The organism is Paraflavisolibacter caeni, from assembly GCF_025628885.1.
GTDB classification, from domain to species: domain Bacteria; phylum Bacteroidota; class Bacteroidia; order Chitinophagales; family Chitinophagaceae; genus Flavisolibacter; species Flavisolibacter caeni.
In genome coordinates this window covers 113371-130539 of sequence record NZ_JAOTIF010000019.1, presented here as the reverse complement: position 1 = coordinate 130539, position 17169 = coordinate 113371, and the positions used below count along the sequence as shown (strand labels likewise).

Genomic DNA, 17169 nt, shown 5'->3' with positions numbered 1-17169 from the left:
ATCTCAAAATCCCGCCAATCCATTATCTCTAAATTATAATTACAATTTAATTCCCTGGCCTTTATAAAACTCAAGCAATTTCATTTTAAAGACATAATCGTACTGTGCCTGGAGCATTTCAATCCTGGTACGCAACAGGTTGTTCTGGCTGTTGATCAATTCGTAAGTAGACAGCAGGTTCAAGTCGTAGCGACGTTGTGCAAAGTTGGCAGCTTTAGCTGCAGCTTCAACACTTTTACTATAAGCATTATACTTCTGCAATGCTGCCATAGCATCGGTATAAGCTTTATAAATATCCTGCTTTAAGGTTTGCCTGTCTGCTTCATCCTGCAACTGGTATTGGCGTACATTCAGTTTTGACCGCTCCCAGGCGGTTCTTTGTGTACGGTTGTTGAATAAAGGAACCTGCAGGCTAACACCAAAGCTCTGACCAAAGTTTGCCTTAAACTGCTCGCTTAAAGAACTAGCCTTGACATACCCTGCTATTCCTCCCTGGATGGTCACTGGCACCTGTACTGGGTAAAAAGATCCGTTATCCACCACTACACGATTAGGAGTTTCTTTATATCCTGTAATGACCTGCTCGTAGAAAGGCTGTTTCTTAAAATAGGCATAGCGGTTGTTCAGGTTCCCATATGCAGAAAGGGCGGGATACATATTGCCTTTTGCAGCCTGTACCGACTTCAATGCTGACTGGATACGAAGTTCATTTGCCTTTTGCTGGGGCAGGTTTGCGATTGCCTGAGCGTAAACAGTCTCTGGCTGCAGCTCTGCTAAACTCTCCAACGGTATTGTTTCTACAGAAGGAGTAGCAACCTTAAAAGGCGCTCCCGCATCCAGGTTTAGCAAGGCTTTTAGCTGAAGCGTATACTGCTGAATTGAGGCCTGAGCCGTCACCAAAGAGGAGCTGTCCCTTGCCAGTTGTGCTTCCAGCTCAGCGGCATTGAGTTCAGGCAATTTGCCTGCAGCCACCTGCTTGCGTGTAGATTCCAGTTGGGATTGCGTTTGCTTTACCTGCACGGCTGTAACATTAGCCTGCTCCCCAGCCAGTAACACCTGGAGGTAAGCTACAGCGACGTTGAGTGCAATGTCATCCTGTACTTTTTTTAACTGCGCTAAATCTGCTTCTACGGTGAGGCGACTGGCTGCAATCGTATTTTTCAATGCAAACCAGTTGAATAAACTGACACCACTTTGCATACCAGTGGTAGCATTGAAGAAATTAGCGTTTTGCAATGTACCGGTAGTGGGGTTTTCACTGCGTCCATAACTAAAGCCACTATTGATTCCCATGTTTAAAGAAGGGATTTGGGAAGCTTTGTTCTGCCGTAGTACCAATTCAGAAAACCGCACCTGCAGATCAGCCTGTTTTACAGATATATTATTGGCCAGAGCATACTCTATGCATTTTCTCAGATCCCATTCATTCTGGGCATTCGCGGTGAAGAAAATGAGCGTAAGCAGAAAGGCAATGATTGGTTGCTTTTTCATGCCTGTAAAAGTAAATGTCTGCAAGGAGATTTGGATTGATTAAAAGGATTAACGGGAAATTTAAGTTATGGTTTAAACATTTGACAGTGCCTGCTCCAAATCCTTCATCAGATAATCCGCATCTTCCAACCCGATATACAAGCGTATGTGCTGATGCTCTGGCTTACCGGCTTTAAAATGGCCGGGCTTGATACCAGCGCACCGGGGAATGACGAGGGATTCGTGACCGCCCCAACTTACAGCCATGGTGATATGCCTGAGCGACTCGCAGAACGTAGTTATGGATTCCATGGTCCCGTTTTTCAAGGAAAATGTGAGCAGTCCGCAGGCGCCCTTCATTTGCCGTTTGGCCAGTTCATACTGTGGGAAGGATTCATCTAATGGAAAAAGAACATGTTCCACCCGGGGATGCGATTTTAAGAACTGCAGTACCTGGCCTGTTGTTTTCGTGATCCGTTCTATCCTGGCCTGGAAAGTTCTCAATCCCCGGATCAGCAGCCAGGCATTAAAGGGCTGGATACCACTGCCTATGGTAAGGAATTCACTATCGAAAATTTTTTTGATCATTTCTTTCGAGCCAGTAATGAGCCCACCCAGCGTATCGCTATGCCCGCCAATGTACTTGGTGGCTGTTTGCATACACAAGTCGATGCCCATTTCAATGGGACGCTGATAGAGCGGCGTGCAATAGGTATTGTCGATAAAGGTGGTGATACCCCTGCTTTTTGCCAGAGCAGCAACAGCTTGCAAATCCTGTATTTCATAGGTCCAGGAGTTGGGCGACTCGAGAAATATAAAAGTGGTATTCGGCTGCAGGGCTTCTTCAAAGTTTTTCATCTCCGTGCCATCGATAAAAGTGGTGGTAACACCAAAGCGGGGAAGGATCACAGCAAAAAGGCGCTTGGACCAGGAATAAGGATTGCGGACGCAAATCACATGGTCACCACTTTTTACATTTGCCAGCACACCGGCAAAGACAGCGGCGGCGCCACTATTGAAGACAAGGCAGTCTTCTGCCCCATCCAAAGCCGCCAGCTTTTTGCGCAGGATGTCCACTGTAGGATTGATGCCACGGCTATACAGGTACGCGCTCATTTCATCTTCAAATGCATTGCGCAGGTCCTCCACCTTCTTAAAAGCGAAGTTGGAGGTTTGCATAATAGGCGGAGCAATCGCATTAAAGTACAATTCCCTTTCTTCACCCCATTCATTCAGGATTTCGCTTATTTCCATTGCGGGTCTGATTTAATTTCCTTGATAATAAATAAAGCGGGTAAAAGCCCAGGAACATGGCAAAGCCAATCAGTGCAGATTTGGGGTTGCGAAGAATGATACTGAGCGAGACAAAGGCGTACGCCAAGATGTAAATAACGGGCATCCAGGGATAGCCTTTCATTTTGTAAATATTGGTATTATCCAGGTGTGCCGTCTTCCTTCTTAAAATGAAAATAGAGCCAACAGCAGTTGCCAGCCCAATACTGTCCAGAAAGATCACGTAATCCAATATTTCCTCAAAGGTCCTGGCAAAAAACAAAGTAATGACAGCCACCGCAGCAAATACGGGCAACGCATACACCAGCACCTGGCTTTTTTCGTTTACCTTTTTGAGGAAAGGAGGCATTACGCCTTCATCGGCCATCGCGTATAAAACACGGGGATTGCTCATCAAACCGATATTCACATACGCCAGTACGGCGAAAAAAAGCAGTAAGCTCATAATAGAATATCCATAATTGCCAACATAGGATTGCACATGCCTTGCAGCCAGGTCGCTTTTTGATTCGATACCGGCAGCGTTATAGACAATGCCATTAAAGCCTAAGGTATGAAAGTATGCCCAGTTGGTAAGCAAGTATAAACTTACGATGATGGCAATTCCCCAAAAGATGGCCTTAGGAATGATCCGCTGAGGATGCTGCACTTCGCCGCCGAAGTTGATAGTTTGCTGATAACCGCCATAGGTAAACGAAACAGCGATAAGCGCAGCCCCTAATGCCTGCACCTGTCCCCAGAAGGTGGTGTTGCCTGTTACCTGCTGAACAGGCATGGCCTGGCTTGCAGGATAAAACAGCCCGGCACATATAAAGAGCACGATAAGGATCTTAATAACCATTAAAACATTTTGTGTTTTAACAGACATTTTAAACCCGAGGTAATTCACAAAAAAGAAGACAATAACGGCTGCCAACGCCACCAACTGCACCACGGTTTCCGTTTGATAGGTAACAGGAAGCAATCCCCGCAGGTAGCCTGCCCCAATCAAGGCTACTGCACTTACACTGGCCGCATTGGAAATTAAGATGATGCCATTGATCATAAAAGCCAATGCAGGATGGTAGCAATAAGAGTAAATTTTGTAAAAACCTCCGGTCACAGGGTAGCGGCTGCCAATCTCGGCGAAGGTTAAAGCGCCAAAAAGTGCGATGATGCCGCCAAGTATCCACGCAATAAAGAAAATAACCGGGGAGCCAGCATCTTTTGCCACATTGAAGGAACTCCGGAAGATACCCATACCAATCACCAGGCTCACAACGATCATGGTCAGGTCGAAAGTACCTAGCAGGTTTTTAAGTTTTTGCGTCATGCAGATTTAAATACTGCATGTAAAATAAGAAAAAGGCTTTTTTGACGAGTATCACTTTCCCCAATATCTGTACAAATTCTACAGTCTCTACAATAAAATTCCACACTTTGAAGGCTGGAAAGGAATCTTTGCTCCAATTTTAAGTTTAAAATAAACAGAAATCAGACTGGAACAGCTTTTGTCTATATAGATTCGGTTTTTCATAGGATATTAGATTGAACGGGGCGTGATTTCTATCACTGCCCTTTTTTATTTCCATACATTAGTTTTCACTTATGCACAGCCCTGAATTTCTGAAGCAGGCCTTATACATTTACGTTATGTGTATTACTTTAACCAGACTTTCTGTAGCTCAGTAACTTTGCAGCAACATCGTAAAATGTTTTGAACTCGACTGGTTTGGTGATCATCTCGACATTCTTCGTTTTAAAGAATAATTTGTCTACTTCACTTGAAGAGGTACTAAAGATTACGATGGGAATACCGGAAAGTGAATCATCTGCCTTGATGGCTGTGAGGGTTTGCTTACCATCCATTTTGGGCATGTTTATATCCATAATGATCAAGGAAGGGAGTTCACCAGATTGGCTTAATTGCCTGAGCTGAGTCAAGGCATCCGCACCGTCATGGGCCTGGAGAATTTCATAACTTGAGCCCATTTGTTTTAAAGTGCTGCTCAGTATGTGCAAATCATCTTCATCATCATCTACTAAAAGGATGGCGTGGTATTGTTTTTCCATACAAATGCTGCTTAAACACAAAATCAGTAGTCAAAAATCCAAATAAGCCGAAATCTCTGGTTGTTTCAGATCCATTTTTAAAGGGAATAGGACTGTAATTTCGTTTTGCAGAAGGTAATGAGGATAACACGACAATATACAATAAATTCCAATATCAATTGCCGCACATATGTCAAGTTCTTAGAAAATATGTAGCTTGTCGCACCAATCAGAATTTTTAGTTTTAATGGCATCCATCAAAGAATTACAAGAGCAGCTACTGACCAGTGATGAAAAAAAGTTTTTCATTAAGGAGCCATTTCCGGGAAAAGGAACAGTGATTATCGTTTTGAAAAACTACAGGTTTCATAAGCAGTTAACCATTGAACTTTATGAAGCGCCAACTACACAGTCAGGTAAAATAAAAAACCCGTTGACGCCCATCAATCCTTCTGATGTCGCATTGAAAGTGCAACAATCAGAAGAGATCAGGTATTTTTCAGCTATCAGCCGCTTTCAAAATAATCCTACGGCTTCAAAATCACCACTTGATATTGATGCGTTAAAATCTGTGGTCAAAAACCCTATGGGTTTCCGGGTCTTTTACCACAATCCCGAGTTCTCGGAGCATGTAGTGGCGGGTTCGCTGCAGGAAGTTTCAATCGGCGCCACTATACATGATGTCATTCTCACTGTCAGCAAGCAAAAGGACCTTTACGAGATCATTCCGCAGGTAACCATTGATCATAGAACATATCGCTTCAATGAAATTTCATTAAAGTACGACTATTTTATCCTGGTAAAGGATACTATGCATTTATTGGGAAATTTTCATCTTCTGAAGGTTGCCCGTTTTTTCCAACAGCAATGGGCTGGGTTAAGGGTGCATGAATCAAAGTTCAAAGAATTTCAACAGCAAATTATCAACAAACTGGAAGACCATGTTACTGTTGTATACAATTACATTCAACAAGGAACAGTTGCACAGATAGAAGAAAGCAGCTTTAGGGGGCCTGGAGAAAGATTGATCTACCTGTCGGATCTCGACCGGTATGTGATGATCAACCCTGTCATGAAATATGGAGAGATAGAAATACCTGTACTCACTAAAAAACAGATCTATGCACAAGATGGCAAGGGTGAACTCTTTAATGTTCAAAGAAATGTTGAAGAAGAGGTACGCTTTACGGCATTACTTATGAAACAACATGCCTATTTCGAGGAACAACTCGATGACGATCTGCCTTATTTCTACATGCATAAGCAACGTTTTTTAGATGAAGACTGGTTTTTAAACGCTTTTGAACAATGGCAGAATGCAGGTATCACAGTATTGGGGTTCAACCAGCTGAAGGGCAATAAATACAACAGCAATAAAGCAAAGATATCAGTACAGGTAAGAAGCGGGCTTAACTGGTTCAACACGGAAGTGAATGTTCGCTTTGGAAATAAAAGAGCCTCTTTAAAACAGTTGCACCAGTCGGTGCGTAATAAGAACAGGTTTGTGCAGCTGGATGATGGCACCTTTGGTATCTTACCCCAGGAATGGCTGGAAAAATTTGAAAACTATTTCAATGCAGCAGATATTTCAGGAGAAGAACTGCTAACGCCCAAAATAAACTTCTCTTCGGTAAAGAAGTTGTACCAGGAGGAAGAGCTGGATGAGGAAGCAAGAAGAGAAATCAACTTATATGAAACGAAGCTGTCCCATTTTGACAGCATCCAGGAGGCAGAGGCACCGCAGGAGCTGAATGCCTCGCTAAGGCACTATCAAATACAAGGATTAAGCTGGCTCAACTTCCTGGACGATTATAACTTTGGCGGTTGCCTGGCAGATGATATGGGACTGGGTAAAACATTACAGATCATTGCCTTTGTATTACTGCAACGCAAAAAAGCGAAACATAATACCAACCTGGTTGTCGTACCGACCTCGCTCATTTTTAACTGGCAGGCGGAAGTGCAAAAGTATGCACCTTCCATAATGATGCATACCATTTATGGATCCAACCGTGTAAGGCATACCAAAGAACTGGATCAATATGAGATCGTACTGACTTCGTATGGCACTTTGCTTTCGGATATTACTTACCTGAAAAACTATACGTTCAATTATATTTTCCTGGATGAATCACAAAATATCAAGAACATCGAATCACAACGGTATGCCGCGGTGCGCCTGCTGAAATCCAGGAATAAAATTGCCATTACCGGTACCCCGGTAGAGAATAACACATTAGACTTATATGCACAACTGTCCTTCGCCTGTCCAGGGCTATTGGGCAGCAAACAATCTTTCAAGTACCTGTTTTCCATCCCTATTGATCAATTTAAAAGCAGTAAGCGGTCAAAAGAGTTGCAGCAAAAAGTGGCACCTTTTGTTTTAAGGAGATCTAAAAAAGATGTAGCCAAAGAGCTTCCTGAGAAAACAGAGATGGTTCTTTATTGCCCTATGGGGGAAGCGCAGCGCAAAGTATATGAGGTTTATGAAAAAGAACTCCGGGATTTTATTGAAGGCAAATTGGAAGACGAACTTAATAAAAACTCCATACATATATTGAGAGGAATGACGCGTTTAAGACAGATCTGTAATTCACCGCTTTTGCTGCAGGATGAAAAACTTTATGGCGATGAGTCTTCCAAGATCGAAACGCTGATCGAGCAAATTGAAAACAAATCATCTGTGCATAAGATCCTGGTCTTTTCGCAGTTTGTATCCATGCTCGACCTGATCAAGGAAGCATTAGAAAAGAGTGGTATTAAATATGAGTCCCTGACAGGGCGTACAAAAGACAGGGAGGCTATTGTCAGCAACTTTCAAAACAATGAAAATGTACGGGTGTTCCTGATTAGCCTTAAAGCAGGAGGTACAGGTTTGAACTTAACGGAAGCCGATTATGTTTACCTGGTAGATCCCTGGTGGAATCCTGCAGTGGAAAACCAGGCCATAGACCGCAGTTACAGGATTGGCCAGAAAAAGAATGTAGTGGCGGTCCGGTTGATATGCCCGGATACAGTTGAAGAGAAGATTATGAAATTGCAGGAGGCAAAGAGGGGACTATCAGATGATTTGATAAAGACGGAAAGCACATTTTTTAAGTCGATTTCAAAATCGGAATGGATTGGGCTGTTGGGAGGAGAAACGACAAAAGCCCCACTGGAAAGCGGGGCCGTCAATTATTAACTGTTACTATTGCGTAGTATGGATTGTTTCATTCGAAACTGTTCATTTCCAAAACAAAAGTGGTTCTGAAATAGACAATAAACAAGGTTCAATTACGACTCCTTATGGTATTATTCCGACTTATTACGGTATTTAAGAGGTGTACAATTAGCAAGCTTTTTGAAAAATTTATTGAAGTTGGACGGATTGGAGAATCCAAGTTTGTAAGCGATTTCAGCTATTGACAGCATCGAGTGCATTAAATAGGCTTTTGCTTCTATAAAAATCATTTCATCAATCAATTCATGCGCCGTTTTATCCGAATGAACTTTTATTGACCTGTTCAAATGATCCGCTGAAACATGGAGCATCCTGGCATAATCAGATACCTTTCGAGTGGTTAAAAAATGTTCACTTACTAATCTTATATATCTAGTGAACAATGAAAATCCAACATCTCCCGAGCTTTGTTTCAATTGTACTTTATGATTGTAACTCCGGCTGGCAATAATGTAAATGTGCTGAATATAAAGACGAATGGCCTGGCTGAAATACGATTTCCTGGCTTTTACTTCATCATTTATTTTTAAGATAATAGATTCCACTTCATTCCCTTCTTCTTCGCTTAAAGGGAAGCACTGAACACCGGCATGACTTAAAAATGGGAACTGGCCTCTGTAGTTTGTTAACAATAACATTTCGGCAATAAAACTTTCAGAAAAATACATGTAATAAGCCAGGTAATCATCGCTAAGTATTTGAAGCGAGAGCACCTGACCTGGCAAACCAAACACAATAAAATTACGGTTCAATTGAAATGTCTCAAGGCCATTGGTACAGATTGAACTTCCCGACCTAACAAGTCCAAGTCTGTAGTATTCTGTTTTAACCGGACCTACCTGCTTTTTTGTATTGACAGAGGAATAAAGTCCAAAGCTTCCTTCAATCAGCTCACAAGTGTTATCCATACCGAAATGACTTTTTCTACTGTTTTCTTTGTGCAACCTGTGAGTTGTTGTGTCAAGTGGGCATTTTTTTATATCAGATGAAATGTTTTTAGACATTTGTATATGCTTTTTCCTCCTTACCACGGCTCTTCAAAAATTTTAAAAGTTAAAAACAAAAAATATTCGGTTTAACCAGGACGGAAATACATAGTGGAATAGCGAGCCAAGATACATAAGAAAAATTCTTAAATACATAAGCAGTGCCTGCTAAAACAATTCTAATGAACTTCTAATCTGCATAGCCCTGATATGGTGTCTACCTTTGAGCAACTTTTTCAGTTGTTTGTTTTTGATCAATATATCTTTTTAAGATGCTTATCATAAGCAGTTAGTTTTGGTTGCGGCCTTCGTTTCTACGAGGGCTTTTTTATGCCTTTCTTTGAGAAAGGATAATTAAAGAAAAGAGTAAAAAAAGCGGTACGCGCGGGCAGTGGTAATCAGCCCTTCCACCTCGGGATTCAACCACAGGCCGTAGTTGATGACGTTTGGGGCGGCAGTGAGGGCATATGAATATTAAACAATATCCCACTACTTCAATAGTGGGATATTGTCAGGAGAAATATAAAGAGTTCAGTTAACTAATCATTAGGCGTACTCAAGCAATATATTCCCATCAATGCCTAATCGATCGTGAGCTGCTTTAAGAAAATCTACATCAGGCCGGCGCTTTCTGCTTAATATCTGTGATAACTTAGGTTCAGTAACACCGAGTAGTTTAGCGAGCTCTTTTTGTTTCAATTTTTGCTCATACATTTTCAATTCAATTAGCCCCTCAAGTGTTTTAGGGGCAGGAATGCTATACATGTTTTTTTCATAAGCCTGGGCAGCTAATGCGAAAGTTCTGAGCTCTTCTGCTTCTTTATCAGTTAAATTAATTTCCCCCTTCTTCATTAATGCATCAATTTTTTTCATTAATGCATTGTACTCCTTCTCGGTTTCGATTTTAGGTTTTCGACTTGGCATAACTACAATTTTTAGACTACCAATCAGTAGTCACTTGGCCAGGATAGTTTAAAGGTCACCCAGGTTAACCTTGTCGTACTGAGCATGCGTTCCAATGAATTTTATATATACAGTTCTCACCTTAAAAATAATACGAACAATCAATCGGTACTTGTTACCTTTTATATTGAAAACATATAGGTCTCCACCGACTGAATCAGCAGAACTGAATATTTTCCTTAACTCATTAAAGTTTGCCCAGTCTGACTTTTCGGCAATGGTATACCAGTTGTTGAGTGCGTCTTCAGCGTCTTTATGTTTAAGTGTAAATTCCCGAATTGTTCTATAACTGATAACTACCAAATTTTGAAATTGTGAATCAAAATTGATGCAAATATTTCAATTTTAGAAACTTTATTTCAAAAATTGAAATTTATTTAGGCCATATTCCAAACAGGATTAAGAATCAAAGTTTTATTCTTTCAGACATGTAAATTCCAACTGTATCGAAGAAACAAAACCGCCTTATAAGCAATTTCTTACAAGGCGGTTTTTTCATTATTCGTAGCCTCGACAGGAATCGAACCTGTATCTGGAGCTTCGGAAACTCTTATACTATCCATTGTACTACGAGGCCATGGGTAATCAGCTGAAACGCTAATTCTTACATCACTTCAACAATCCATGCGCGTTCGCCGCAAAGATCTTTACCGCAATGGCGAGCAAAATTACGCCAAAAAATTTTCTTACAGCAATTAATCCTGCAGGTCCCAATATATGTTCAATCAGGCTTAATGATTTTAATACAACATACACGATGACCAGGTTGAGCAAAATAGCGATAAAGACTGTTGTTTGTGTGTAATTGGCTTTTAAAGAAATGATGGTAGTGAGCGTACCGGAACCCGCAATGAGTGGGAAAGCAATGGGCACTACGGTGGAGGCCTTTACGTCTTTATCACTTTTGAAGAATTCCAGGCCCAGCACCATCTCCAGTCCCAGGATAAAGATCACGATCGAACCACCTACGGCAAAAGAACGGACGTCTAATCCAAGTATGTTTAAAAAAGGTTCACCAATCAGGAGAAAGAGCACCATCAACGAGCCGGAAATCAGTGTGGCACGGCCTTCCCTTATAGCCCCCAGCTTGCTCTTGAGGGAAATCAATACAGGTATGGATCCAATGATGTCTATGATTGCAAATAGGGTAAAAGTAACCGTTAGTAATTCCTTTAAATTGATCTTCATTCAGCTGGTTTTGCGCAAAGGTCGGGAAAGAAGAATAAGCAACAGGCAATGAGCAATCAGCAAAAATAAAATGCCGGCTACCATTAACTGGTAACCGGCATTTATGCTCCATTCACTATTAATCATTTAAAATTCCACTGTCAATCCGGCCTGCACTGTAAAAGGAATTGAATTGTATCCCCATACATCAAAAAACTTTTTGTCTGTAATGTTTTGTGCATCAGCAAAAACCTTCAGCCAGCTTTTGGGCTTGAATTCCGCATACGCATTCAACAAAAAGTAGCTATCTAGCGATACATCATTGGTCTTATAACCGCCTACATCAAAGCGCTTGCTTACGTACTTACCAGACAGGCTTACGTATAAGCTATTCTCAAAGCTGTAGCCAGCAGTGAGATTGATGTTGTGCTTCGGTCTGCGCAGCAGGTATTGGTAAGTTGAATCATTGAACGTTTCCCTGCTTTGGGTGGTTTCTTCGCCATCCAGGAATGTGTAATTGGCGGTGATATTCAGGTTCTGTACTGGCTGTACCCTGGTTTCCAACTCAATGCCATTTACCTTCTGTTTCAGGAAGTTGAAATAGTAGTAATCATTGTTGTTAAAATCTATACCATTGTTAACGTTGCGGTGAAAGAACACCAGCCTGCTCTGTACTTTGGAATGCAACTGCTGCACGCCGACTTCATAGGTGGTGGATTCTTCAGGCCTCAGGACCTCTTTGCCGATAGAACTATTATAATTCAACTGGAAGAGTGTAGGCGCTTTAAAGGCAGACGCAATGCTACCAAACATACGGAAGTGTTCGCAAACCTGGTAAGATGGATTGAACGTGAAGGTCTGATTGCTGCCATAACGGGAGTGAACATTCAGGCGTCCTCCCAATTCCACGTTCAGCCGCTCATTGATAGAGCCGTAAAAGAGCGAAGCATATAATGATGCCTGGCTGTGAGAGCTGTCGTTTGCAGTGCCACTATAAGATCCAAAACTACTCATTGACAGATAAGAGGAATTCATGCTGCTCAGACGGTAATCTGCTCCCTGCAACAAGCGAAAGCGGCCGCTCAATGGTATCGTAGCATATAATTCAACGAACTGTGACTTTCCAAAATAATCATTCGTAGCATATTTTTCATATGAATCCTGATAGAGGCTATCATTCAGAAAGTTCCTGTCTATCTGGCTGTACTGGTAATTTCCAACCAGTGTTATATTGTTTTTGTTGAAACGAAAGCCTGCTCCAGCCATTTTATTATTGTTCTTAACGGTGAAATCCCTCTCATCGGTAAAACTACTGGCATCCAGGTCTGTTTTGTTTTGACTTAACTGCGCAAAGGTGCGGAAGGTAAGCGCTTCGCTTGCTGCAAACTGCACACTAGCCTGCGCTACATTTCCTTTATAGCCATCGTTTTCAAAATTGCCTTTGCCCGTGCTGTCGTAAGCCGAAGAAAAGCCATTCGATGAAAGACGAGCATAGCGGGCATTGTAAATAAAGCGGCCTGTCTTTCCATAAGCTTGCACATTGCCCCTGAACAATCCTAAATTACCACCAACTGCAGTAGCTTTCACACCAAGAGGCTTGCTGATATCCTGCTTGACAGTAATAATGTTGATCACACCTGCTACAGCATCAGAACCGTATAAAGTAGACTGTGCACCGCGGCAGATCTCTATGCGTTCTACAGTATTCAGTGAAAGCAGGTTCAGGTCGAATTCGCTATTGATCAGGGATGGGTCGTAAACCGGCATGCCGTCAATAAGGATCAATGTACGGCCGGCGGAAGCACCGCGCATAAAAACAGTCTGGGCGCTGCCCAGGTTATTCAAAGCTCCATTAATGGTAAGGCCTGCCTGTTCGTTCAGCAATTGTGCCACAGTACGGCCACTGCTCTTTTCAATTTGCTCTTTGTTAATAACAGTAATAACCTTACCCGTAGTGCTTTGCTTCTGCGGGAATTTGTTGGCGGTTACCACTATTTCGTTCAGTGATTTTGCAGTGTCTTGCAAACCTGCCTGGGATTCTGTTTGTGCCTGTGCGATGTTGCTCCCAATGATTGCAGCCACAATGATCGCGTTCTTCTTTCTCATAATGTCTTAATAGGTTTTTGCGACTGCCTTCGGAAAAAGAGGAGATAGAAATATAAAGCCCGTACGAAGCTGTTACATTTCATGCCTTTCACCCGAAAGCATTCATGATCATTCATAACTGGCAGGTCTTCTGGCTTGTTCCATTGTTGAAAGTCTTCCCATCCGCCTCAGGCGGATAGTGACCAAAGAGGATCAACAACTAATAAAGGAACTTACAGCTACGGGGATAGCGCCGGACTTTCACCGGACTTCCCATTTTAATCCTGTTTTTTGGGCAGGAACCAATTATAGGCGCAAATGTAGGGGATTAGTTTGGAGTTTGGAGGGTTGTTCGCGACAAAACAACTGCCTAAATTTACACCTCGCTATCAGCATCATGATGGCCCAATCATTAAACCAACGACCATGAAACACATATCCATCCTGGTTCCTGCAGGAGCTATTTTAGGCAGTATTGAAGGTCCCCGCCAAGTGTTTACTGAAGTCAACAAATTCCTGAAAAACATTGGAAAGCCAGCCTTTTGTAAACTGCAACTGGTTGGACTTTCGAAAGAAATGCCGGTAGCTGGGGGCAGATATACCGTCTATGCTGATGCAACGATAAAAGATATAGATCAAACAGACCTCATCATTATACCAGCACTGGATGGAGACATGCAAAAGCTGATCGAATACAACCAGGATTTTATTCCATGGATCATCAAACAATACAAAGGCGGGGCTGAAGTGGCCAGTCTATGTGTAGGAGCTTTTTTACTGGCGGCCACAGGCCTGATCAATGGGCGCCAATGTGCTACACACTGGATGGCAGCCAACGACTTCAGGAAGATGTTCCCGGATGTACACCTGGTAGAAGACAAGATCATCACTGATGAACAAGGCATTTACTCAAGTGGCGGCGCATTTTCTTATCTCAACCTGGTTTTATACCTCATAGAAAAATATGCCGGCCGTGATGTTGCGGTGTTTATGTCCAAAGCATTCCAGATAGACATTGACAGGCACAGCCAGTCTCCCTTCATTATGTTCCATGGCCAGAAGGCGCATGAAGATGAAGCCGTGAAAAAAGCGCAGGAGTTTATAGAGCAAAATATAGAAGAGAAAATAACGGTTGATGAGCTGGCATCTATGCTGGCTGTAGGCCGGAGAGCGCTCGAAAGAAGGTTCAAGAAAGCCACTTCAAATACTGTAGTCGAATACATACAGCGCGTAAAAGTGGAGGCGGCCAAAATGAGCCTGGAGTCATCAAGGGATAATGTAGCCGAAGTTATGTACAAGGTAGGCTATACTGATCCCAAAGCTTTCAGGATCACTTTTAAGCGCATCACAGGCTTATCGCCAATACAATACAAGGCAAAGTATAACAGAGCCGTTTACAATGGAATCAAACAAAAAGCCCCCGTTTAAGAGGGGGGCTTTAATGTGCTGTCTTTAAGAAATTAGTCTTGGAAACTGTATGAATAATCAAATCTATTTTATAGATCATTTTCTTTAATGCAGAGCCTGTTAAATACTGTTAATAAAAAAACCAGCTATGTTAATCAAGGTTAATAAAGCTTACTGACTTCATCAGCCACTGCCAGGTTATTCTTAATGTAATCAGTGAAGATGAGCAGCTTTTGAATGGCTCTCTTTCTTGAGTCATCAAATCTCACCAGTTTTAGCGATGTGCTGAAACCACTGGTGGACGTACTTAAAACAATATTGTGAAAGGCATACTTCCGCGCTACAGATTCAGAATAATAGAAGGTGGATTTCCCTGCAGGGACATTGCTCACATCTTTGATTTGCGTTCCTCCTGCATCAATAGCTGAAATAAACCAATCCGTAGTTTTCAATACACTTTTTAAATCCTCAATATGAACAGGAAAATAATCATTTATTATATCCTCTGTTGTAGCACTGTCAGTAAACAGAATTGGCCTTTTGAACCCCCGGTCTATAAGAGCAATCTTTTGTGCTACCATGCTTACAGGCAAAAACAGGACAAATAAGAGGAGGAGCTTCATGGCAAATGGTTAGGGTAAAGAATATATCAACATCAAAAAATAAGCCACGGTCATCCTGAAATTCCTATCACGCAGGAAGGTATACATCAAAAACAGATCCTTCATTGGGCACGCTCCTCGCCTTGATGACACCTCCGTGTTGCTGCACTATTTTTTTGCAAATGGCAAGTCCTATTCCCGAGCCAACATCGTCGCCCTGGACATTCAGCCGCTGGAAAACACCAAATATCTTACCTGCGAACTCCTGCTCAAAACCAATACCTTCATCGGCAATGCTTATTTTATGATAAACGCGGCCGGCTTCCAATTCAGCCAACACTCCATCATCATTGGTGATCGTCTCCGATTTAATGGAAATCACCGGTGGATTATCAGGTTTGTGGTATTTCATTGAGTTATTCAAAAGGTGTTCAAATAATTTCTGCAACTGGAAAATGCTGCCTTGCACAACTGGCAACTTGTCAACCTGTATATTAGCATTCTTCTCTGAGATAATGTGGTGAAGAGACTGCAGCACATTATTGAGTACAACATTCAGGTCTACATCGCTCCACTCTTTTCCCTGACTGGTGGCATGAGCATAAGTTATCAAATCCTGTATCAAAGCCCTTATACGCGCAGCTGCGCGCTCCATGCGTTGCAGGTAGAACTTACCCGTTTCTGAAAGGTTGGATTCACTTTCTTCCAGGAAGCTGACAAAAGTTTGAATTTTGCGTAACGGCTCCTGCAAATCATGACTGGCAATAAAGTTGAATGAAGCCAAATCAGCATTGGTTTGTTCCAGTTCCCTGTTCTTTGCAGCCAGTTCCTTATTGACCGCTGAAAGTTGCTCATAAGCCATTTTCAAATCCGTAACATCCTGCGTTGCGCCCAACATAATGTCGCAACTGCCAGCTTTCAATTTTCCATAGGCACGCATGTGCCGTATCTCCTTGTCGGCCCGCACAATTCTGTACGCAACCACAACGGCTTCCCTTTTATTGATAGCACTTAAAATATTTTTTACAAGCGTTTCACGATCTTCCGGAACAACAAAGGACATGAACCGGTTGAAAGAAATATCCTCCTGCCTGGGTTCGCTTCCATATATCCGGAAGAGATTTTCAGAACACTTAAATAAGTTCGTTTGGAGATTCCACTGCCAGGAGCCCAAAGTGGCCAATTCTTCAGCATTGCGGTAGATTTCATCCATTTCTTCCAGGTCTTCCAATGCCAATTGTTTTTGTTGCAGGTAATCTTTTGAAATACGCAGCTGCCGGTTCAAACTGACATAGGCAAGCGTAAATACAATAAAGACAAAGATGATCAACAGTAATGCAAAAAGAGATGCAGCATTCCGGTTCCTTTCTTTAAGCCTCTGCTCACTGTTATATAATTGCATTTCAGTTTGTACCAACCGGTTAGTATGCTCCTTTATCTGATCCATCACGATCCGGCCGGGCATCAAAGCCGCTTGCACACTACCCCTGTTAACGCCAGGAGCATTGCTGCTGTAAACACGTATCACAGAATCGATCAGGAACATTCTCCTGTCAATCAATGATCGCAAAGTATCCACCTGTTGATGGGAATCATGTCCTACAGCAAGGGTATGCAATGCAGCCAGGTCGGTATTGATTTCATCTTTACTTTCCCTGAACGACTGCAGGAAAGAGGAGTCTCCTGTGAGCAGAAAGCCACGATGGCCGGCTTCTACGCCTTGCACTTGAGACAACATTTGCTCCAGGTAAAGCCTTATCAGGTTCGTGCGGTTTGCCTCCTCCGTAGAGGATACCTGCCTGCCCATTCTTGTAAACAAGAGGATGGACATCATGACAAGCAAGATGACAGCAAGGGAAAAAATGCCCCTTACTAAAGCGACTTGTGAAAACTTTATTCGAGACATCATGAGGCAGGTGGAACTATAAGTGCTACACACCTT

General features: G+C 42.3%; 13 protein-coding genes, 1 tRNA gene and 1 riboswitch. Of the genes, 2 read left to right on the top strand and 12 right to left on the bottom strand.

Annotation, left to right across the window (positions count from 1 at the left end; genetic code table 11):
• Positions 1-39: 39 nt before the first annotated feature.
• From OCK74_RS19565 to OCK74_RS19550, 4 genes are all read right to left on the bottom strand, one after another.
• Positions 40-1491, bottom strand: a complete 1452-nt coding sequence (locus tag OCK74_RS19565) for a TolC family protein (protein WP_279298771.1) — start codon at positions 1489-1491, stop codon at positions 40-42.
• 72 nt (positions 1492-1563) lie between these two features.
• Positions 1564-2724, bottom strand: coding sequence for a trans-sulfuration enzyme family protein (locus OCK74_RS19560; RefSeq protein WP_279298770.1), 1161 nt, complete (start codon positions 2722-2724; stop codon positions 1564-1566).
• Complete coding sequence (locus OCK74_RS19555) at positions 2699-4075, bottom strand: APC family permease (protein ID WP_279298769.1); 1377 nt, start codon at positions 4073-4075, stop codon at positions 2699-2701. Before OCK74_RS19555 ends, OCK74_RS19560 begins: the two co-directional genes overlap by 26 nt.
• A gap of 332 nt (positions 4076-4407) precedes the next feature.
• Positions 4408-4815 (bottom strand): response regulator, encoded by a 408-nt coding sequence (locus OCK74_RS19550; RefSeq protein ID WP_279298768.1) that lies wholly within the window; start codon positions 4813-4815, stop codon positions 4408-4410.
• 226 nt (positions 4816-5041) lie between these two features.
• On the opposite strand from OCK74_RS19550, the gene OCK74_RS19545 reads away from it, so the two are divergent.
• Positions 5042-7978 carry a DEAD/DEAH box helicase gene (locus tag OCK74_RS19545; RefSeq protein WP_279298767.1) on the top strand — a complete coding sequence of 979 codons (2937 nt, stop codon included), beginning with the start codon at positions 5042-5044 and terminating at the stop codon, positions 7976-7978.
• Positions 7979-8088: 110 nt separating this feature from the next.
• Here OCK74_RS19545 and OCK74_RS19540 read toward each other — a convergent pair whose 3' ends face one another.
• From OCK74_RS19540 to OCK74_RS19515, 6 genes are all read right to left on the bottom strand, one after another.
• The gene (locus OCK74_RS19540) at positions 8089-8925 is read right to left on the bottom strand and encodes an AraC family transcriptional regulator (protein ID WP_279298766.1); all 837 of its coding nucleotides are present in this window, start codon (positions 8923-8925) and stop codon (positions 8089-8091) included.
• 624 nt (positions 8926-9549) lie between these two features.
• Complete coding sequence (locus OCK74_RS19535) at positions 9550-9927, bottom strand: helix-turn-helix domain-containing protein (protein ID WP_279298765.1); 378 nt, start codon at positions 9925-9927, stop codon at positions 9550-9552.
• A gap of 48 nt (positions 9928-9975) precedes the next feature.
• A complete protein-coding gene (locus tag OCK74_RS19530) occupies positions 9976-10269 on the bottom strand; it encodes a type II toxin-antitoxin system HigB family toxin (RefSeq protein WP_279298764.1) in 294 nt (97 codons plus the stop codon).
• A gap of 202 nt (positions 10270-10471) precedes the next feature.
• Positions 10472-10543, bottom strand: a tRNA-Arg gene (locus tag OCK74_RS19525).
• Between the two features lie 32 nt (positions 10544-10575).
• Positions 10576-11154 (bottom strand): MarC family protein, encoded by a 579-nt coding sequence (locus OCK74_RS19520; RefSeq protein ID WP_279298763.1) that lies wholly within the window; start codon positions 11152-11154, stop codon positions 10576-10578.
• Positions 11155-11280: 126 nt separating this feature from the next.
• Positions 11281-13239, bottom strand: coding sequence for a TonB-dependent receptor plug domain-containing protein (locus OCK74_RS19515; RefSeq protein ID WP_279298762.1), 1959 nt, complete (start codon positions 13237-13239; stop codon positions 11281-11283).
• A 103-nt stretch (positions 13240-13342) separates the two neighbouring features.
• Positions 13343-13540: riboswitch (cobalamin riboswitch) on the bottom strand.
• Positions 13541-13644: 104 nt separating this feature from the next.
• Here OCK74_RS19515 and OCK74_RS19510 point away from each other — a divergent pair.
• Positions 13645-14646 (top strand): GlxA family transcriptional regulator, encoded by a 1002-nt coding sequence (locus OCK74_RS19510; RefSeq protein ID WP_279298761.1) that lies wholly within the window; start codon positions 13645-13647, stop codon positions 14644-14646.
• 140 nt (positions 14647-14786) lie between these two features.
• Here OCK74_RS19510 and OCK74_RS19505 read toward each other — a convergent pair whose 3' ends face one another.
• Positions 14787-15248 (bottom strand): hypothetical protein, encoded by a 462-nt coding sequence (locus OCK74_RS19505; RefSeq protein WP_279298760.1) that lies wholly within the window; start codon positions 15246-15248, stop codon positions 14787-14789.
• A gap of 67 nt (positions 15249-15315) precedes the next feature.
• Entirely contained in the window at positions 15316-17061 is a 1746-nt protein-coding gene (locus tag OCK74_RS19500) for a sensor histidine kinase (protein ID WP_279298759.1), read from the bottom strand.
• Positions 17062-17169 lie beyond the last annotated feature (108 nt).